This window comes from [Mycobacterium] manitobense, from assembly GCF_025821665.1.
In the GTDB taxonomy this organism is placed as follows: domain Bacteria; phylum Actinomycetota; class Actinomycetes; order Mycobacteriales; family Mycobacteriaceae; genus Mycobacterium; species Mycobacterium arseniciresistens.
This window is the reverse complement of record NZ_JACKSJ010000221.1, coordinates 1-20,161: the sequence shown is the minus strand read 5'-3', so window position 1 is coordinate 20,161 and position 20,161 is coordinate 1. Positions and strand designations below refer to the sequence as shown.

The 20,161-nt window shown below is 69.7% G+C and carries 13 protein-coding genes and 1 pseudogene; 3 read left to right on the top strand and 11 right to left on the bottom strand.

Features of this window, described 5'->3' with window-relative positions:
- Nucleotides 1-54: 54 nt before the first annotated feature.
- From H7I41_RS24035 to trmB, 5 genes and pseudogenes are all read right to left on the bottom strand, one after another.
- Entirely contained in the window at nucleotides 55-3,366 is a 3,312-nt protein-coding gene (locus tag H7I41_RS24035; protein WP_264015131.1) for an MMPL family transporter, read from the bottom strand.
- Between the two features lie 58 nt (nucleotides 3,367-3,424).
- Nucleotides 3,425-3,610 (bottom strand): annotated as a pseudogene (locus H7I41_RS24030) (NYN domain-containing protein); the annotation flags it as partial.
- Between the two features lie 93 nt (nucleotides 3,611-3,703).
- Nucleotides 3,704-6,427 (bottom strand): trehalose monomycolate exporter MmpL3, encoded by a 2,724-nt coding sequence (gene mmpL3, locus H7I41_RS24025; protein ID WP_264015130.1) that lies wholly within the window; start codon nucleotides 6,425-6,427, stop codon nucleotides 3,704-3,706.
- Between the two features lie 55 nt (nucleotides 6,428-6,482).
- On the bottom strand, nucleotides 6,483-7,178 hold the full coding sequence (locus H7I41_RS24020; RefSeq protein WP_264015129.1) for an NYN domain-containing protein: 696 nt from the start codon (nucleotides 7,176-7,178) through the stop codon (nucleotides 6,483-6,485).
- Nucleotides 7,175-7,960 carry a tRNA (guanosine(46)-N7)-methyltransferase TrmB gene (trmB, locus tag H7I41_RS24015; protein ID WP_264015128.1) on the bottom strand — a complete coding sequence of 262 codons (786 nt, stop codon included), beginning with the start codon at nucleotides 7,958-7,960 and terminating at the stop codon, nucleotides 7,175-7,177. The genes H7I41_RS24020 and trmB overlap by 4 nt, the downstream gene beginning before the upstream one ends.
- Nucleotides 7,961-8,185: 225 nt before the next feature.
- Here trmB and H7I41_RS24010 point away from each other — a divergent pair, with 225 nt between their 5' ends.
- The 3 genes from H7I41_RS24010 to H7I41_RS24000 all read left to right on the top strand — a co-directional run bounded on the left by H7I41_RS24010 (nucleotide 8,186) and on the right by H7I41_RS24000 (nucleotide 12,721).
- The gene (locus H7I41_RS24010; protein WP_264015127.1) at nucleotides 8,186-9,193 is read left to right on the top strand and encodes a hypothetical protein; all 1,008 of its coding nucleotides are present in this window, start codon (nucleotides 8,186-8,188) and stop codon (nucleotides 9,191-9,193) included.
- Entirely contained in the window at nucleotides 9,190-10,695 is a 1,506-nt protein-coding gene (locus tag H7I41_RS24005) for a hypothetical protein (RefSeq protein ID WP_264015126.1), read from the top strand. The genes H7I41_RS24010 and H7I41_RS24005 overlap by 4 nt, the downstream gene beginning before the upstream one ends.
- Before the next feature lie 196 nt (nucleotides 10,696-10,891).
- On the top strand, nucleotides 10,892-12,721 hold the full coding sequence (locus H7I41_RS24000) for a phosphoenolpyruvate carboxykinase (GTP) (RefSeq protein WP_264015125.1): 1,830 nt from the start codon (nucleotides 10,892-10,894) through the stop codon (nucleotides 12,719-12,721).
- A gap of 8 nt (nucleotides 12,722-12,729) precedes the next feature.
- Here the strand turns inward: H7I41_RS24000 and H7I41_RS23995 are convergent, their stop codons facing one another.
- From H7I41_RS23995 to H7I41_RS23970, 6 genes are all read right to left on the bottom strand, one after another.
- On the bottom strand, nucleotides 12,730-14,307 hold the full coding sequence (locus H7I41_RS23995) for a peptide ligase PGM1-related protein (RefSeq protein ID WP_264015124.1): 1,578 nt from the start codon (nucleotides 14,305-14,307) through the stop codon (nucleotides 12,730-12,732).
- Nucleotides 14,304-15,422: an adenylate/guanylate cyclase domain-containing protein gene (locus H7I41_RS23990; protein ID WP_264015123.1), complete on the bottom strand. Its 1,119-nt coding sequence runs from the start codon at nucleotides 15,420-15,422 to the stop codon at nucleotides 14,304-14,306. The genes H7I41_RS23995 and H7I41_RS23990 overlap by 4 nt, the downstream gene beginning before the upstream one ends.
- Nucleotides 15,419-17,677 carry an ATP-binding protein gene (locus tag H7I41_RS23985; protein WP_264015122.1) on the bottom strand — a complete coding sequence of 753 codons (2,259 nt, stop codon included), beginning with the start codon at nucleotides 17,675-17,677 and terminating at the stop codon, nucleotides 15,419-15,421. The genes H7I41_RS23990 and H7I41_RS23985 overlap by 4 nt, the downstream gene beginning before the upstream one ends.
- The gene (locus tag H7I41_RS23980; protein WP_264015121.1) at nucleotides 17,674-18,324 is read right to left on the bottom strand and encodes a double zinc ribbon and FHA domain-containing protein; all 651 of its coding nucleotides are present in this window, start codon (nucleotides 18,322-18,324) and stop codon (nucleotides 17,674-17,676) included. The genes H7I41_RS23985 and H7I41_RS23980 overlap by 4 nt, the downstream gene beginning before the upstream one ends.
- Entirely contained in the window at nucleotides 18,324-19,613 is a 1,290-nt protein-coding gene (locus tag H7I41_RS23975) for a VWA domain-containing protein (RefSeq protein ID WP_264015120.1), read from the bottom strand. The genes H7I41_RS23980 and H7I41_RS23975 overlap by 1 nt, the downstream gene beginning before the upstream one ends.
- Nucleotides 19,600-20,161: PP2C family protein-serine/threonine phosphatase (locus H7I41_RS23970; RefSeq protein ID WP_372503795.1), on the bottom strand; the 562-nt coding region annotated here is incomplete at its 5' end. The genes H7I41_RS23975 and H7I41_RS23970, both read right to left, overlap by 14 nt.

The following is a 20,161-nucleotide window of genomic DNA, read 5'->3' as shown; positions in this document are numbered from 1 at the left end:
CTCGGCGCGCGAACCGTCGCTCAGCGAACGTTTGCGCGCCGAGATCGCGAGTGGCTAGAGCCGGCCCTCGCGCCGGAGCAGGTCCGCCGCGCTCATCCCGCCGCCGCGGCGACGCTGCTGCTCGTCGTCGGACTCCCGGGTGTCGATCTTCTCGGTGCTCGCCGGGTCCTGCGTCCGCGGAGTCGGGATCGCAGTGGTGGCATCGGGATTCTTCGGCTGCTGCCGCTGGCGCGGGGTCGGGATGGCCGTGGTCGGCTCGTTGCCCTCGTCCGCTGTGCGCGGCGTGCCGTTGCCGACGCGGGGTCCGCCCGGACGCATCGCCCGTGTCGGATCGGCCGACGGTTGCGGCGGACGCGGGGGCTGGCCGGGCTCGGCACCGCCGGCGGGACGGCCGCGCAGTTCGCCGAGCCATGACTCGATCTCGCGCTCCTCGCGCTGCTGTGCCGGCGGTGTTGCCCGCGGCACCCGCTGGGTGGGCGCGTTGCCGACCGCACCGCGGACGGCGTTCTTGGCCGCCGAGAACCGGGTGGTCGGCGGTTCCTCGTGCGGCGCGGCGGGCGCGGCGCCCCGCGTCGGGATGCGGGTGGTGCCTGCGGCGGACGGTCCACTGGCCCGCGGCGGCACCCGCATCGGTGCGGCCCGGACAGGGACCTCCGGATGGGTCGGGTCGTGGGGCGGACGCGGCGGTGCGGACACCGGGGCGCCCGCGCCGACGAGTGCCTCCGGGTCGTCGCCCGGTTCACCGACGTTGGGCCGCTTGCGTTCGTCGGGCAGTTCGGTCTCGCCGAGGCCCAGTCGCTCCTGGATGCGTTTCATCCAGCGCGGGGCCCACCAGCAGTCGTCGCCGAGCATCTTCATGATCGCGGGCACCAGGAACATCCGGACGATCGTCGCGTCCAGCAGAAGCGCGATGAGCAGGCCGAACGCCAGGTACTTCATCATCACCAGGTCGGAGAACACGAACGCGCCCGCGACGACGGCCAGCACCAGGGCGGCGCCGGTGATCAGGCGCCCGGTGGTCGCCGTGCCGATGCGGATGGCCTCGGCGGTGGACAGCCCGCGTTCGCGCGCCTCCACCATGCGGGAGACCAGGAACACCTCGTAGTCGGTCGACAGGCCCCAGATCACCGCGATGATCAGGCCGATCATCGGCGCCATCAGCGGCTGCGGCGTGTAGTTCATCAGGCCCGAGCCGTGGCCCTCGACGAACATCCACGTCAGCACGCCCATCGTGGAGCCGAGCGTGAGCGCGCTCATCACCGCGGCCTTGATCGGCAACACCACCGAACCGAACGCCAGGAACATCAGGATCGTCGTCGTGATGATCAGGATGGCGACCATCAGCGGCAGCTTGTCGAACAGGCTGTGGATGCTGTCCTGCTCCAATGCCGGTGTGCCGCCGACGTACACGGTCACCCCCCGAGGTGGCGACAGTGCCCGCAACTCCTCGATCTTCTTGGCGGCGTCGTTGCGGCTCTCCAGGCCGTTCTGGATCACCCGCACCGACGGGTCCTTCGACCCGGTGTCCTGGGCGGCGCGTTCGGCCCACATCTTCGACGGGTCGTTGTCGGCGTCGATGAAGCCGTTGATCGTCATCGCCTTGGCGCGCATGTCGGCCAGCTGCTGATCGGTGATCGGCTCGCCGTTGTCGCTCTTGAGCACCATCGTCAGCGGTTCGGTGCGGAAGCCCGGGAAGCTGCGGTCGAAATTCTCCTGGGCCGAGCGCACCGAGTTGTCCGGCGGGAGGTACTTCTCGCTGATGCCGCCGAGTGCCAGCTGACCCAACGGGATGATCAGCAGCACCATCACGATGATGATCGGCACCGCGAAGGCGGCGGGACGCTTCATCACGCGGTTGACGAGCTTGCCCCAGAAGCCCTGCTCCACCTCGGCGCGGGTCTTGGTCTTCTGCGTCTTGTCGGCCAGCCAGTGCAGCCACCACACGATGGGGGTGCGCGCCAGCGGCACGTAGCGGGCCAGCGCCAGGCCGAACGTGACGACGACCAGGAAGATGATGATGCCGAGCAGCATCCAGTAGACGGCGCTGCCGATGACGTCGCCGTCCTTGAGCGCCATCACGCCGTAGGCCATCGCGCCGTAGAGCGCGGTGTAGCCGAGGACGAGGCCGATCAGCGCCAGGTTGGCGCCCTGTTCACCGGTCTCTTTGATGCGCTTGCGGGCGATGTGGCCGAGCGCGATGCCCGCGGGCGGCACCAGCAGCCCGAGCGGGATCGACGCGATGGCGAAGGTGTTGGTCTTGCGGTTCGCGGGATCGGCCTCGATGGGATCGGGCAGGGCGAACTTGATCAGCGTCTTGACGCCCAGGGCGTCGACTCTGGGGCCGAGGATGGCCAGCGCGGCGGCCAGCACGGTGATCGACAGGATCGCCGCCAGCATGACAGAGGCGATGATCGCGTAGGTGATCGACTTGAGGAAGCCCTGCGGGAACAGCAGCAGCGGCACCGACGACGCCACCAGGATCACCGCGGAGAACATGATGGTGCGGCCGGACGTCATCACAGTGCGGCGTACGGCCGCCTCGGTGTCGTACCCCTCGGCGAGTTCCTCCCGGAATCGGCTCACCATGAACAGGCCGTAGTCGACGGCGATGCCCAGGCCCATGAGCGTCACCACCGGCTGGGCGAAGAAGTGCACAGGGATGAACTCGGCGGCCAGCCGCATGACGCCGAGCGCACCGGCGATGGTGAGGCCACCGATCAGGCCGGGCAGTGCCGCGGCGATCACACCGCCGAAGACGAAGAACAGCACCACGCAGACCAGCGGGATGGCCGCCACCTCGGCGCGCTTCTGGTCCTCGCCGATGGTCCCGGTCAGCTCGCTGGCCAGGGGCTGCAGGCCGGCCAGCTGGATGTCGCCGCCGTTGATCTCCTTGAGATCGGGTTCGACGGCCTGGTAGTTCTTCAGGATCGCGTCGTCGTCCTCGCCCTTGAGCGGGATGGAGACGAAGGTCTTCGACAGATCCTCGGTCTTCATCTGCTGGACGGTCTCGCTGGCCGCGTCGGGGGCCTTGAGCCAGCCGACCCAGCTCACCACCTGGTCGGGGTGGTCGGTGACGAACGTGTCGAGCTCGCCGACCACCTCGCGCTGCCACTGCGGGTCGGTGACCTTCTTGCCGTCGGGCGGCGTCAGGATTGCGACGACGTGGCTGGCGCGGTCACGGCCGTACACCTCGTCGCCGAGCAGCGAGGCCTGCACCGACTGGCTGCCCTCGTCGTAGAAGCCACTCTGCGTGACATGCTGGCCAAGGCTGATGCCGTAGACCCCGCCACCCAGGCACAGGGCCACCATGACACCGATGACGATGTACCGGAATCGGTAGACCGTTCGACCCCACCAGGCGAACACGTGAGCTCCTTACATTGACAGCATCTCTGGGGCGACCCCGCCGCGGTCGATTGAGTTGTCAGACACGCGAGGTCAGCTTCGCGGACAGCGGCCCCGACGGCTGCAGCCACACCCTGACCGGGTCGCCGATCGAGTCCGATCCGCGGTAGCGGCACCCGGGGGACACAGGGGTGCCCTCCAAGTCGATGAACTCCAAGGTATCCGACGCTAGCGCCCAGCTCGCATGTTCGCGAAATCCGGGCGGCCGGAACGGGGCCTCTTTCTGGGCCGTGTGCTGCGACGATCCTCCCCGCAGACCGGTGGTCACAATCGGATCACGTCGGGTGCCGATCATCGGTCACAGGCGGCCTTCGCGGCGGAGCACATCCTGCGCGCTGATTCCTGGGCCGCGCCGCCGGTCGTCGTCCGCGGAGGGGGCCGGCTCCTGCGGCACCCCGGGATCCTCCTCGGGTTGCGTCGGGATCGCGGTGGTGGGCTCGTCGAGCTCCCGGTCTTCGACCGGCGGCGGGGGAGTGCGCCGCGCGGTGCGCTTCGTCGCGTCGCCTGCGGCGTTCACCGCGCTCGTCGCGGCATCGAGCACGGTGTTCCCGGCGGCCGGGATGCGCGTGGTCGGCGGCTCGGGCTCGGGGGTGTCCTCGCGGTCGGGGATCCGCGTCGCCGGCTGGCCCGCCGCTCGCGGGGGAATGCGTCTCGGCGTGGCGCGGGGGCGGGGCGACGGGAACGGATCATGGGATCGCGGCGGGCGGGCCGGCGCGGCCACCTCGGCGCCGACGAGCGCGCCCCGCCCCTCCTGCGCGGCGGGGCGTTTCCGTTCGTCGGGCAGCTCGATCTCGCCGAGGCCGAGGCGCTCCTGGATGCGCTTCATCCAGCGCGGCGCCCACCAGCAGTCATCGCCGAGCATCTTCATGATCGCCGGCACCAGGAACATCCGGATCACGGTGGCGTCGAGCAGCAGCGCGGCGATCAGGCCGACGGCCAGGTACTTCAACATCACCAGGTCGCTGAACACGAACGCGCCGCCGACGACGACGAGGATCAGCGCCGCGGCGGTGATGATCCTGCCGGTGGTCGCGGTACCGACGCGGATCGCCTCGGACGTCGACAGCCCGCGGGCCCGTGCCTCGACCATGCGGGACACCAGGAACACCTCGTAGTCGGTGGACAGCCCGTAGATCACCGCGATGATCAGGCCGACGACGGGCGCGGTCAACGGCGTCGCGGTGAAGTTCAGCACCCCGGAGCCGTGCCCCTCGACGAAGATCCAGGTCAGGATGCCCAGCGTGGAGCCAAGCGTCAGCGCGCTCATCACCGCGGCCTTGATCGGCAGCACCAGCGACCCGAACGCCAGGAACATCAGCAGGGTGGTGGTCGAGACCAGGATGACCAGCATCATCGGCAGCTTGTCGAAGAGGCTGTGGATCGAATCCTGTTCCAGCGCAGGCGTACCGCCCACCGAGATCGTCACGCCCCGCGGTGGTTCGATCGCGCGCAGCTCGTCGAGGCGCTTGGCGGCGTCGTTGCGGACCTCGAGCCCGTTCTGCAGCACGGTCACGTCGGGATCGGTCTTCTGCGGGGTGTTGCCGCTCTCGTCGGGCGAGACCGGACGTTCACTCCACTGCGGCTCGGTGAAGCCGCTGATCTGTGCGGCCTCGCTCTTGATCTCGTCGACCTGGGTGGGGGAGGCGTTCTCGATGACGAGCGTCAGCTTCTCGGTGCGGTAGCCGGGGAAGGTCCGGTCGAAGTCCTCCTGCGCCATGCGGACGGGGTTGTCCGGCGGCAGGTACTTCTCGCTGATGCCGCCGAGCGCCAGCTGGCCGAGCGGGACGATCAGCAGCACCATGATGACGAGGATGGGCACCGAGTACAGCACCGGCCGTTTCATCACCCGGTTGACGAGTTGGCCCCAGAAGCCGTTCTCCACATCGGCACGCGTCTTGGTCTTCTGGGTCCGCTCGGCGAACCAGTCGATGATGCGGCTGGTGAACTGGTTGTCGCGCAGGAACGGGATGCGGTACAGCGTGCGCACACCGAGCGCGTCGACGTTGCGGCCGAGGATGGCCAGCGCCGCGGGCAGCACGGTGATCGACAGCAGCGCCGACAGCGACACCGACGCGATGCCTGCGTATGTCAGCGATTTGAGGAAGCCCTGCGGGAACAGCAGCAGGCCGGCCAGGGAGGCGACGATCAGCACCGCGGAGAACGTCACGGTCCGTCCCGCGGTCTGCACGGTGCGCCGGACGGCGGTCTCGGTGTCGTAGCCCTCGGCGATCTCCTCGCGGAACCGGCTCACCACGAACAGCCCGTAGTCGATCGCGATGCCGAGGCCGATCAGCGTGACCACCGGCTGGGCGAAGTAGTGCATGGGTTCGCCGGTCAGCCAGATCACCGCCCGCAGGATGCCGAGCGAGCCGATGATCGACAGGCCGCCGATGATCACCGGCAGGCTGGCCGCGACGACGCCGCCGAAGACGAAGAACAACACGACGGCCACCAGTGGCAGCGCGATGATCTCCATGCGCTTCTGGTCCTTGGCGATGGTGCCCGTCAACTCGTTGGCCAGCGGGTTGAGGCCGGCCAGTTTGATGTTGCCGCCGTCGACCTGCTGCAGGTCGGGCTCGATGGCCTTGTAGTTGTTGAGGATGACGTCGTCGTTGTCGCCCTTGAGGGTGATGTAGACGAACGCCCGGTCCTTGTCCGGCGTCGCCAGCGCCGCCGGGAATCCGCGCAGGTAGCCGTACCACTCGAGGAACTGGTCGGGGTGGTCGGCCTTGACCGCGTTCAGCTGGTCGGTGACCTCCTTGGACCACTGCGGATCGTCGACCTTGCGGCCGTCCGGCGCGGAGATGATGCCCACCACGTGACTGGTCCGGTCGCGCCCGTACACCTCGTCGGCCAGCACCGAGGCCCGCACCGACTCGCTGCCCTCGTCGAAGAAGCCGCTCTGGGTGACGTGCTTGCCCAGGTCGAGGCTGAGCACCCCGCCGAGTGCGCACATCGCGACCATGACGGCGATGACGATGTACCGGAACCGGTAGACGATTCGACCCCACCAGGCGAACACGTCGAGCTCCTAACGTCGGGACTGTTCGGAGGAGTGCGGCACCCGGGCGCCGCCGTCACCCACGGGAGGTGAGCAGCGCCGACAGCGGCCGGAACGGCTGCAGCCACGCGCCCTGGTCGGGAAGCGAATCCAGGCCGATCCTCGGGAGCGGCTCGCGGAACACCCCCGGGATGTCCTCGAGGTCGACGAACTCCAGGGCGTCGGACGCCAGCGCCCAGCTCGCGTGTTCGCGGAATCCGAGTACCTGCACCGGGATGTCGTCGCGGGCGACGTCCTCCAGCGGCTGCCGGAACGCCTGCCCGTCGGCCGACGCGACGATCACCGACGCCAGCCCCTCGCTTCGGCGGAGTGCGATGTGCGCGAGCATGTCCGAATCGACGTCGCTGTCGTCGTCGATCTTCGGTTTGGCGAACACGGCGAACCCGACGTTGCGCAGCGCCTCCACCCACGGCCGGACCACGTCCGCGCTGCCCGGGGCGATGTTGGTGAACACGGTGGCCTCGGGTTCGAGGGTGACGTCCGAGCCGCCGTCGGCGAGTTGTGCGGACAGTTCGGCGGTGCGCCCGAGCAGCCACCGGCCCAGCGCGTCGAACCTCGGCCGGTGCGCGGCGGTGGGCCGCCCGCCGAGGATGGAGCCGAGGCCCATGTCGAGGTTCGGCGCGTCCCACACCAGCAGCACCCGCTGACTGCCGGCAGGCGGGCCCGCGGGCGGGGGCGGGGTGGCGACCGGGATGTCCTCGGTGAGACTCATCGCGAAGCCTTCTCCCAGAGCAGTTCGGTGACATCGGGTCCGGCGAGGGCCTTCTGCTCGTACTTGGTGGCGGGCCGCTGTGCGGAGATCGGCAGCTCGGCGTCGGGATCCACCCGGCGCAGCAGCGGTTCGGCGTCACCGACCGCGGCGATGTGCTCGGCGTAGCCGGCGTGGTCGGTGGCGGCGTGCAGCACCCCGCCGGGCCGTAGCCGGTCGGCGATCAGGGCCACCGTCACGGGCTGCAGCAGCCGGCGCTTGTGGTGCCGGGCCTTCGGCCACGGGTCGGGGAAGAAGACCCGCACCCCGGTCAGCGAGTCGCTGCCGAACATGTGCTCGAGCACGTCCACACCGTCGCCGCGGACCAGCCGGAGGTTGGTGACCGGGGGGTCGGCGCGGTCGATCGCGCTCAACAGCTGGGCCAGCCCGCGGCGGTAGACCTCCACCGCCACGACGTCGAGATGCGGTTCGGCCTGCGCCATCGCCAGCGTCGAGGTGCCGGTGCCGCAGCCGATCTCCAGCACCACCGGCGCGGACCGGCCGAACCACGCCGGCGCGTCGATCAGCGGCGCCGGCCGGCCCTCGTCGTCACGGGCCTGTGCGCCGAGTTCCGGCCAGAGCCGGTCCCAGGCGGCCTGCTGACCGCCGGAGAGCGCGGAGCGCCGGGAGCGGAAGCTGGTCACCCGCGGATGGGGGTGGGCGGCGGGGGCGCGGCCGGTGTCGTGCGAGGCCGGGGAGCCCGCGACCTCGGACCTGCGCGCTTGCATCCGTCCATGGTCGCTCATCGACAGTCGGGTACCCGCTCCGTGGTGCATATTGATACCCAACAGTTGCCTTCGGCTGGTGTGTCGGCGCAGGACGGGCCCTGGGGACGAAGCGTTCGCCAAGCGGCGCGGCAGGTGCCACGATCGGCGTGAGCACCCGCACGCAGCAATCCACCGGAAGGACGCGCCATCTTCGCCGACGCGCTGACCGATTTCGCCGCACGGGCCGGTGACCGCCGGCCGGCCGTGGAGCATGTCATCGCCCGGCTCACCGCCCCGTTGCCGGTCGAGGTGCTCGGCCGTGCCGGGGTGGGCAGGCGCACGGTGGCCGCCGCGCTGCGGGACGCCGGTCTGACGGTTGTGGACGGCAGCGGCGCCGAGTTGTCGGTGCTGGTGATCGCCGAGGCGCTCAAGCCGGAGGACATGGCGGTGGTCGCCGCAGCCCGGGCTCCGGTGCTGATCGTGGTGAATAAGGCCGACCTGTCCGGTGCGGCCGGCGGTGGGCCGGTGGCGCGGGCGCAGGTGCTCGCCGCCGAGTGTCGCGCCCGCACCGGCGTGCCTGCGGTGCCGCTCATCGGGTTGCTGGCCGGCGCCGCGCCCGACGCCGAACTGGTCGCGGCGCTCGACGTGCTCGTCCACCACCCGGCGGACCTGCGGTCGACCGACGCATTCCTGGACTGCGGGCACCGTCTCGGGCGTGCGGTGCGCGAGCGGTTGTTGGCCCGCCTGGACCGGTTCGGGATCGCGCATGCGGTGCTGGCTCTGGGGCGGGGCGCCGACCGCGAAGCGCTGCCCGGCATGCTGCGCCGGCTCAGCGGCATCGACGGGGTGCTCGCGGCGATCGATCAGGTGGCGGCGCCGCTGCGCTACCGGCGGGTGCGGTCCGCGCTGGCCGAACTGGAGGCGCTCGCCGTGCGCTCCGGCGACGAGCGGCTGTCCGATTTCCTGGCCGCAGACGATACGGTGCTCGCCGTGATGGCTGCCGCGGTCGACGTCGTCTCGGCCGCCGGGCTGACGGTGGACCCGGCCGACGACCGGGCCGCGCACCTGCGCCGCGCGGTGCAGTGGCGCAGGTACGGCCGTGGCCCGGTGGGCGCCGTGCACCGAGAGTGCGCCGCCGACATCTGCCGCGGGTCGATGCGGCTGCTCGAGATCGGCCAGAGCCGCCCCGGCGGCGACATCGGCCAGAGCCGCCCCGGCGGCGACATCGGCCAGAGCCGCCCCGGCGGCGACATCGACCGGGGCGCACCGTGACGGCCGATCCGGTCGCCGCCGCGGACGCCGTGGTCGCGGCCATCGATCCGGGCCTGAGTTCGCCGGGAGTCGAGAGCAGCGACGTGGTGCTGGTGACGGGTCCGTGGCTGGCAGGCACCAGCAGCCTGGTCGCCGAACTGCGCCGGGAGCTGCCCGAGCACACCTTCGTCGAGTCCGACGACCTGCCTGCGGGCAAGGCGCCCGCGGCGGTGGTGTTCGCCGTGTCGGCGAGCGCGCCGCTCACCGAATCCGATTGCGCGCTGGTCGAACTCGCGTCCAACTACACCGACCTGGTGGTGGGCGCGGTGACCAAGATCGATGCGCACCGGAACTGGCGCGACGTGCTGACCGCCGATCGGACCCTGCTCGCCGATCGCTCCGCCCGGTACCGGCAGATGCCGTGGGTGGGAGTGGCGGCCGCACCCGATCTCGGCGACCCGCGGCTCGACGAACTGGTCGGGCTGCTGCGTCAGCGGCTCGCCGACCCGGATCTGCAGCGGCGGAACCGGTTGCGGGCGTGGGAGAGTCGCCTGGAGGCGGTGATCCGGCGTTACCAGGCCGACGGTGCGGGCGCCGACCGTGAGGCGCGGGTGACGGCCCTGCGCGCCCGCCGCGACGAGATCCGCCGGGACAGTCGGCTGGCCAAGTCCGAGCGGGGTATCGCGCTGCGCAGCCAGGTCCAGCAGGCCAAGGTGCAGCTCGCCTACTTCGCCCGCAACCGGTGCACCTCGGTGCGGGCCGAACTGCAGGAGGACGCCGCTGGACTCGGCAGGCGCCGGCTCGCCGCCTTCGAGGACGAGGTGCGGACCCGCGCCGCCGACGTCGTCACCGAGGTCGACGAGGGCATCACCGAACACCTCGCCGGGGTGGCGGCCGAGCTGAAGATGTCGCCTCCGCCCACGGCGGCCGCGCCGGGGATCCCGGACTTCCCCGCCCCGCCGCTGAAGAACCGACGCCTGGAGACCGTGCTGATGATGCTGCTCGGCGCCGGCTTCGGGCTCGGGGTGGCGCTGGCTTTCAGCCGGTTGTTCGCCGGCGTCGCGCCGGGTCTGACCGTCGCCGGTGTGGTCGCGGGCGGTGCGGTCGGACTGCTGCTGACCGTGTGGGTGGTCGGGATCCGCGGACTGCTGCACGACCGGTCGGTGCTCGACCGCTGGGTCGGCGAGGTCACCACCACCCTGCGGTCGGCCGTAGAAGAGCAGGTCGCCACCCGGGTGCTGGCCGCGGAGGCGGCGCTGACCTCGCAGCTGACCGCCCGCGACGAGGCGGAGACGGCCACCGCCGCGCAGCAGATCGCGACGATCGACGCCGAACTGCGCGAACACGCGGTGGCCACGGCCAGGGCGGCGGCGCTGCGCGATCGACGGACGCCGCCGCTGCAACGGGCGCTCGACGCCGTGAGCGCCGAGCTCTACGGGTCGGCCCCGGCGCCGGCGACCAACGGCTCCCGCCCGTCGGCCGATGCCGAACGGGTGTCGTCGGAGGATTCGGCCGGGAACTGAATCGGTCAACCGGCGGGGAGGAGTTTTCTGAATCGTTCCTGTGAGTGATCGGACATGATCCAGAATTTCCCCGGGTATGTCACCCACGTTAACCTCACTACAAGGGACGACCGCAGCACCACTGATTTCGTAGTTTCGGCGGCGTCGGGGTCTGCGTCCGGCAGCGCCCGTCAGCAGAAGATGCAGGAGACGAGAGATGACCTCAGCGACTATTCCGGGTCTGGACACCGCACCGACCAAGCATCAGGGCCTGCTCGCCTGGGTTCGGGAGATCGCCGAGCTCACACAGCCCGACCGGGTGGCATTCGCCGACGGTTCCCAGGAGGAGTACGAGCGCCTCGCCGCGCAGCTCGTCGAGGCGGGCACGTTCCAGAAGCTCAACGACAAGAAGCAGCCCAACGCCTACCTAGCGCTGTCCGATCCCTCCGACGTAGCCCGTGTCGAGTCACGTACCTACATCTGTTCGGAGCGCGAGATCGACGCGGGCCCGACGAACAACTGGATGGACCCGGCCGAGATGCGCGGCATCATGACCGACCTGTACCGCGGCTCCATGCGCGGCCGCACGATGTGGGTGGTGCCCTTCTGCATGGGCCCCCTGGATTCCGAGGATCCCAAGCTCGGTGTGGAGATCACCGACTCCGAGTACGTCGTGGTGTCGATGCGCACGATGACCCGGATGGGCGCCGCGGCGCTGGAGAAGATCGGCGAGGACGGCTTCTTCGTCAAGGCGCTGCACTCGATCGGCGCGCCGCTGGAGCCGGGCCAGCAGGACGTGCCCTGGCCGTGCAACGACACGAAGTACATCACCCACTTCCCCGAGACCCGCGAGATCTGGAGCTTCGGTTCCGGCTACGGCGGCAACGCCCTGCTGGGCAAGAAGTGCTACTCGCTGCGGATCGCGTCGGCGATGGCCCGCGACGAGGGCTGGCTCGCCGAGCACATGCTGATCCTGAAGCTGATCTCGCCCGAGGACAAGGCCTACTACATCGCCGCGGCGTTCCCGTCGGCGTGCGGCAAGACCAACCTCGCGATGCTGCAGCCCACCATCCCGGGCTGGCGCGCCGAGACCGTCGGTGACGACATCGCGTGGATGCGGTTCGGCAAGGACGGCCGGCTCTACGCCACCAACCCCGAGTTCGGGTTCTTCGGTGTCGCGCCAGGCACCAACTGGGACTCCAACCCCAACGCCATGAAGACGATCGCCAAGGGCAACACCGTCTTCACCAACGTCGCCAAGACCGACGACGGCGACGTGTGGTGGGAGGGCCTCGAGGGCGAGCCCGACCACCTGATCGACTGGAAGGGCAACGACTGGGTCCTGCGTGAGACGGAAACCAAGGCGGCGCACCCGAACTCGCGCTACTGCACCCCGATCTCGCAGTGCCCGACGCTGGCCCCCGAGTGGGACGACCCGCAGGGCGTGCCGATCTCGGCCATCCTGTTCGGCGGCCGTCGCAAGACCACCGTCCCGCTGATCACCCAGGCCCGGGACTGGCAGCACGGCGTGTTCATCGGCGCCACACTGGGTTCCGAGCAGACCGCGGCCGCCGAGGGCAAGGTCGGCACCGTGCGCCGCGACCCGATGGCGATGCTGCCGTTCCTGGGCTACAACGTCGGTGACTACTTCCAGCACTGGATCGACATCGGCAAGAACGCCGACGAGTCCAAGCTGCCCGCGGTGTTCTTCGTCAACTGGTTCCGCCGCGGCGACAACGGCCGCTTCCTGTGGCCGGGCTTCGGTGAGAACAGCCGCGTGCTGAAGTGGGCCGTCGAGCGCATCGAGCACAAGGCCGACGGCAAGACCACGCCGATCGGCATCGTGCCCACCGCCGAGGACCTCGACCTCGAGGGCCTCGACGTGGACGCCGCCGACGTCGACGAGGCGCTCGCCGTGAACCCCGAGGAGTGGCGCAAGGAACTGCCGCTGATCGAGGAGTGGTTCGAGTTCGTCGGCGAGAAGCTGCCCACCGGCATCAAGGACGAGTTCGACGCGCTGAAGACCCGCCTCGCCGAAGCGGATTAACCCGCCCGCTAGCCGGTGCCCACCGGCCACTCCTCGAGAGCCGCCCCCGCCTCCCGGCGGAGCACGGCCTGCGCCTCCTCGTAGATGCGTCGCGCGTCCTCCGGGTTGTCCCCGACGGCGGTCAACCCGACGCGACCGCACTCGGTCAGGCAGCTGATCATGTGGAACACCACACCGGTGCGCCGTGACTGATCGAAGTGCAGACCGTGGTTCACCACTATGTCGAAGAGGTCGTTGACCGTGAGCGCCCGGAGGCTGTCATCCTCGAAGTGGTCGGTGGCCACCAGGTATTTCGAGCTGCCGCTCGGGGTCAGATAGACACCGCGTTCACCGTCGTAGTGACCGTCGGTCAGGAACTGCAGCGTCAGGAACGGATGGGTGGTGCCGCCCTTGCGCAGGTTGAGCTCGATCGCGTACGGCGTCCAGGCGCCGTCCGCGTCCTGCACCACCACGAAGTCCACGGCGAACCGTCCGAGCACCCCGAGCTGGGCCAGGTGCCTGCCGATTACCATCGCGGGCCGGGAGATGAGCCCGGCGTAGCCGGGGTCCGCGGGGAAGACGCAGCCGAGGTACTTCTGGCCGCTGGCGCCGCCGAGCAGCTGGTCATGGGTGGACAGCAACTCCACCGTGCCGTCCGGCAGCGCTCGCATCTGGACGCTCGGGCTCGTCAGCGCGACGCCCGTGATCCGCTCCTCGACGATGCCGCCGTACTGCTCGAAAGCCTTCAGGTAGACGTCAAGGGCGAGGTTGGGTGCCTCCAACTGCATGCCGAGCAGGCGTTCGGTGATCGCCGTCGCTTCGTCCGGTGAGCCCTGCGCAGGCAGCCCGCGCAGATCGACGAGCGCGTTGCCCGAACCGGAGACGCCGTCGTTGAGCTTGACGATGGCCTGGGTGAGCGAGGGCCTGCGGGCCCGCATGCGCTGCACTCCGCCCACGATGTCGTCGAGGGTGTGCAGGTCTTCCGCTCCGACCGGGCACGTCACCCCGAGCTGCTCGAACATCCTGCGGCAGCCGGATTTCGTGCCGAGGTCGGCGAGCCGGGGATCCGCACCGTACATCGGGATGCCGAGGCTCAGCGCGACATCCCGCTCCAGCGGCGTGGTGTTGTACGGGATCAGGTGGCAGCGGGCGGGATTCGGGATCAGCGCGCGGATCTCGCGCAGCAGCCGCGGCCGGGCGAGGAGTTTCGAGCTGAGCGGTTCTGGCGAGGCGTCGCCGACCGGGACCACCGTCAGGCGCGCGCGGGCATGGCGGGGGATCACGCCCGGCAGCAGGCCCAGGTAGTACTCCACGATCGACTCGGACACCGGCTGGGATGTCACGTAGATCATCCGCAGCCGCGGTTGGCGCAGCAACAGCAGCAGGAACAGCGCCCGTTCCTCCATGGCCTGCATGACGGTGCCGCTTCTGGCCGTCGGGCCGTCCATGCTGATCGACGGGACGACCACCACCGATTCATCGGCGAAGCCGGCGCGCATCGACTCCCACACCGAGGGCATGGACGTCTGGAGGGCGTCGAAGGTGCGGTAGCGCTCGTCCTCGTCGAGCTGCGACAGCGGTCTGCTGTCGGTCACTGATCGGGTCATGGGCTCATCTCCTGTATCGCGCTGATGTTGTGGACTCGCACCGATCGGCTGAATCCCTTGGGCTGGACGTCGCCCACGAACTCTGATCGCGACGTCTGCTCGACGGCGGCGAGCACCCGGTCGGTGACCAGCACCTGCCACGGCCCGGCGTCGGAGCACAGGCGCGCAGCGAGATTGGTGACGCTGCCGATCGCCGCGTAGTCGAAACGCCCTTCGAAGCCGATCCGGCCCAGCGTCGCGAAGCCCTGGGCTATCCCGATGCCCAGCGCGAGGTCGTGGCCGTGACGACGCCACCGCGCCGCGAGTTCCTGCACGGCGTCGCGGATCTCGATCGCCGTCCGGACCGCGCGCCATGCGGCGTCATCGCACGGCACCGGATCGTTGAAGAAGACCATGATGCCGTCCCCGGTGAACCGCTCGAGCGTGCCTCCGTGGGCATGCACCGACGCACCCATCGCGCGGTGATACTCCGCCAGCACGGCCATCACCTCCTCGGGTTCACTCGTCTCGGCGAACGGGGTGAAGTTCCGCAGATCGGCGAAGAGCACCACGATCTCGCGGCGATGGCTTTCCAGCAGGTGCTCGTCGCTGATCACGAGATCAGTGAGCTGGGGTGAGAGGAAGCGTCGCAGCCGGTTGGTGCGCTCGAGCTCGCCGACCTGTTCGGCGACCCTGGCCTCGAGTTCGGCGTTCCACCGGGCCAACTCGTCGGCCTGGCGCCGGATGGTGTCGTGATACCGCTTGATGCGCGCCAGCGACGCGACGCGGGCCAGCAGCTCGCTCTGGTCGAACGGCTTGGTGATGAAGTCGTCCGCGCCGGCGGTCAATGCGGCCAGGCGCTGTTCGCTCCCACTCGCGGTGATCATCACCACGGGGAGGAACTCAGTCGCCGGATCGGACCGGATCCGGCGGCAGACCTCGTAGCCGTCCAGTTCGGGCATCACGACGTCGAGCAGCACGAGGTCCACGTCGCGACTTCCGAGCAGCGTCAACGCATCACCGCCCGACTGCGCGGTCAGCACCTGGTATCCGCGGGGAGTTAGGACCGCGTCGAGCAGTCGCAGGTTCTGCGGTTGGTCGTCCACTGCCAGTACAGTCACCGGATCGTCGGTCATGGTGCCCCCGTCGCCAGATGTGCGTCGCCTGTTCCCGCGACGGCCGGTATGCCGACGCTGCGAAGCGCATTCACCACCTCGTCGCGGCTGACCGGCTTCCGCAGGTACGCGTGCGCACCGAGTGTCATGCCGCGGATCCGGTCGTCGACGACGGAGGCGATCACCACCGGGATGCCCGCGGTGTCGCGGTCTGCCTTGAGTTCGGCGAGCACCTGCCAGCCGTCGACCACCGGCAGCCTGAGGTCGAGCACCACCGCGGCCGGGAGCACCCTGCGCACCAGATCGAGGGCCTGCGCGCCGTCGGATGCCCGCAGTACCCGTACCGGTGACCCCTCGAGGTAGGCGGTGATCAGGTCCAGTGACGCCCGGTCGTCGTCGACCAGCACGACCACGGGTAGCTCGCCGGTTGGGGCGGGTGCGTCGGCGTCGTCGCGGCCCGGTTGGACCGGGACGGTGAAGCCGAATGTGCTTCCCACGCCGACGGTGCTCTCCAACCACATCCGCCCGCCGAACAGTCCGACGATGCGCCGTGACAGGGTCAGGCCAAGGCCGGTGCCCTCCTCCTTGGAGACGCCCCGGCGGCCCTGCTGGAACGATTCGAAGATGCGCTCCTGATCGTCGGGCGCCACCCCGATCCCGGTGTCGGTGACGGTGATCACCAGGTCCGTGCCGTCCAGGAACGCCCGGACGGACACGTCCCCCCCGTCCGGTGTGAACTTGACGGCGTTGGACAGCAGGTTGAGCACCACCTGCCGGAACCGCAGTTCGTCGGCCTCGATCATGTCGACGTCGTCGGCCACGTGCACCGACAACGTGATCGCGTGCAGGGCGGCGCGCTCACGAACCATCCGCAGCGTGTAGTCCAGTGCGCCGTGCACACTGAAGGTCCTCGGCTCGAGCACCATCTGACCGGCTTCCACCTTTGACAGGTCCAAGATCTCGTTGAGGAGTTCGAGCAGGTGCCGGCCGGAGTTCCAGATGTCGCGCAGGTACTCGTCCTGGCGTTCGTTGAGCTCGCCGAACATGCGCTCCAGCAACACTTCTGAGAATCCGATCACCGCGTTGAGCGGGGTGCGGAGTTCGTGGGACATGCTCGCCAGGAATTCGGACTTGTGGTTGCTGGCGATCTCCAGCTCGCGTGTCTTGGTCTCCAGCTCCCGGAACAGTCGGGCGTTGACGATGGCCAGCGCCGACTGGTTGGCGAAGGTCTGGAGCAGCTCCATGAGATCCGGCGGGAACCTGCCGGTGCCCCGCCGCCGGATCACCAGGACGCCGACCATCCGGTCACCGGCGCGCATCGGCACCGCGAGAAGCGAGCGCCACCCGTCCCGGAACAGGATGTCCAGGAAGGGGTCGAGTTCGGCGTGCTCGAGGTCGGGGATCTCCAGGGGCGTGTGGGCGTCCGCGGTTCGAGCGACGATCGTGGATTCGCGGTCGATGGTGATCTCGCGCAACTGCTCGAGCAGGCGTCGGCTGCTACCGAACGCGCGCACGTGGAAGGTGTCCGTCACGCCGTCGTACTCGAGGATCGATCCGCCGTCGGTTCTCAGGGTGATGTCGCCGAATCCGAGGTTGGTCAGTCGTACCGCATTGCTGATGATCCGTTTGAGCACCTCGTCCAGGTCGAGGCTCGAGCCGACCGCCTCGTCGACCTGCCGAAGTGATTCCAGCTGTTGGACTTTGGTGGACAGTTCTGTGCCCCGCGCCTCCAGCGCCCGCATCAGGTCGACCTGTCGCAGCACGATCGCGGCCTGTACGGCGAACTCCTCCAGCAGTGTGCGCTCCCGCTCGTCGAAGGGCGCGACATCCGTGCGCCACATGGACACCACGCCGACCACCTCGTCCTGCAGGAGCATCGGAGTGGAGAGCAGGGTGCGGAAGCCGGTCAGGCGCTGCAGATCGTGTCGCCCATAGTCGGCATCACCCAGTACGTCGGCGATCTGGTGGGTGCACCGGTCCTCGGCGGCCCGGCCGACCGTGGAGGAACGATTCCTGGAGATCGGGTGTGCCAGGAGGTAGCGGCGGTAATCCTCGGGGGTCTCCCCGGAGACGCGGGACAGGCGGAACACATCGCCGTCGAGGAGGAACAGCTGAGCGGCCCGCGCCCCGCACAGCCGCGCGGCGTATTCGAGGACGGTGTCGAGCACCGCGCCCGGGTTGGCGACGTCCCGACCGAGCGCTGCGAGGATCTCGCGACTGGCCGCGGACTGCTCCCGGGCGTCCTGCAATTCACGGTTCAAAGCCTCTTGGCTCATCCGGTTCTCCTGCCCTCGCCGGGCTCTCGCACGATCGTGATCGTCGTCCACGCGCCGACGTGGATGCGGTCGCCGTCCGTCAGCGGCGTCTCCTCGCCGTTGCCGAGGAAGTCGTCGCTTCCGTTCAGGCTGGTGCCGTTGGTCGATCCGAGGTCGGTGACGGTCAGGCCGGTGGCGCTCAGGCGGAGCACCGCGTGCTGAGTGGAGACGCCGCGGTCGACGGGATGGATGCCGAGGTCGATGCCGGGCTGCACCCCCTGCTCCCGGTGACGGCGGCCGATCAGTGTGGTGCTGTGCCGCAACCTGATCCGGCGCTCGGGAAACACCTCTGGGAACTCGACGGTGTCCGGTCCGCCGCGGGCGACGACCCGCCCGTAGAAGTCGGGATCGGCGCCGATGACGACGGTCCACACGGCTAGACACTCGGCGCCGTCACCCTCCTGAGCCGGCGCGTCGTCGGGCGGCTGGAGTGCCGAGTCGTTCCCGCAGACCTCGCAGAAGCGACCGGTGACGGGTGCGCGACAAGCGGGGCAGAGCGCCGGCGGAATCTCCGAGGCATGGTGGGCGGCAGACGGCCTCATGGAACTGCCGCACACCTCGCAGTAGTCCTCGGCGGCCGAGTCGTGCCCCTCGTCGCAGGTCGGCATCAGGCGTCCCTCCGCATGCGTGCAGTCCTCGTTGAGCGCGCGTCGAGGGCCATCTCGTCGGCCGCGGCGACCTCGGGCCTCAGCCGGGCGGTGCCGGTGCGTTCGTCGACGTCGAGGACGCCCCGGAGCAGTCTGGCGGTGCCGTCGTTGTTCGATCGCTCGGCGAGCTCGACGGCGCGCTTCAGCTTCGCGGTCGCGGTCGCGGTGTCGCCGTTCCTGCGGGCGCTGAGGCCGTCCTGAACGGCCTGAGCCAGCTCCGCCTGCCCGGTGTAGTGCGCGACGCGCTGACTCATCCGCGCCGACAACTCCGTGTCCGCGGTCCAGATCGCCGTCACCAGGCCCTCGCTGTGCACCGTGCTGTCCGACACCAGGCTCACCCGCGCGGCGAGCTTCTCTCGGCCGACCGCGGACGGTTCGACGACCACCTGTATGTGGTAGTCGCGTTCCTCGGCCCCCCAGGATCCCAGCGGGTACTCGCCGCACTGATCCCCGGCGTCGACGCGGCGGTGCGTGAGGTCCTCGACAGTCGGGGCGACCTGTTTGACGAACTCGATGCGTGCGCCTGTCGGCGTCCACAACCGCAGTGTCAGATCGGGAATCGACTTCTCCATGGAGGTCCGCATGATCGCCGCGAAGTCGTCGGCGAGGTCGGCGGCATCGGCGACGATGTCCACGGTGCCGAGGAGCGCAGACGAGATGGCCCGCAGTTCGTCGACCCGCCAGTCGGTGCCCAGCCCACGGCAGTCGCAGGTGAACATGCCTTCGCTGAAGGCGATCTGGTCAGCCAACTGCTCTGGTGTCTCGTGCTCGTTCTTCCCGTCGGTGAGCAGGATCGCGTGGGCGAGCGCTCCGGGGTGCTGTCCGACGACGTCGCGGACGTGTGCCAGCCAGGCGCCCATCGCGGTCCCGCCTTCGGGCCGCAGCGCCGCGAGCGCACGCACCGCGCCGGCCCTGGCCGCCGGGTCGGCCCGGACCGGGATCCCGTCGGTGGGGTAGACCGGTGAGGCTTTCCCGGTGCCGGCGATGATGGAGAAGTATGTGCCGTCGGCGATTTCGTCGACGGCCGCCGAGGTGGCGCGTACGGCGGCGTCGAACTTGACGGCAGGCGACATCATCGATGACGAACAATCGATCACGATCACCTCGACGCGGTCGCTGTGAGCCGGCGTCGAAGCGGCGTCGCCCTCGGTCGCCACACTGACGATCGCATCCACCCTGCCGACGCCCGCGGCGAGGTAGGGATTGTGGTCGACGTGAACCGAAAAATGTTGTCCGTCAGCGTGACTCATGGCGGCCTCCGATGGGTATCACGGCGACAGTGACGTTGTCCTGTCCGCCTGCCTGCAGCGCGTGGTCGACCAGCCTGCGCGCGACTGTGTGCGCATCGCCGCCGACGCACACCCGTGCGATGTCGCCGGGCTCGGGGAGGTAGTTCCACAGACCGTCCGTGCAGATGACCAGAAGACCTGCGCCCGTGACGGCGATGGTGCGCACACTCGTATCCGTCCACGGCTCGGCGTCGGTTTCCGCATCGGCGCCGAGCCATCGGGTCAGCGTGTGCGCTCCCGCCCGCACTGCCGTGGACTGGGCCGACAGCCCGGCGCCGATGAGTTCCTGGGCCACGGAGTCGTCGACCGTGAGCTGCAACGCCCGTCCGGGTGGGTCGGGCAGCCAATAGACCCTGCTGTCACCGACGTTGGCGACGGTGATGTGCACCGTGTCCGGCGCCGCGGGCACCACGGCCGCCGCGGTGTAGGTGCACGCCGGGGCCGATGCCGGGTCGATGCCTCCCGCCGCGGTCCGCGCGGCCGCTCGCGCCGCATCCGCCAGACCCGTC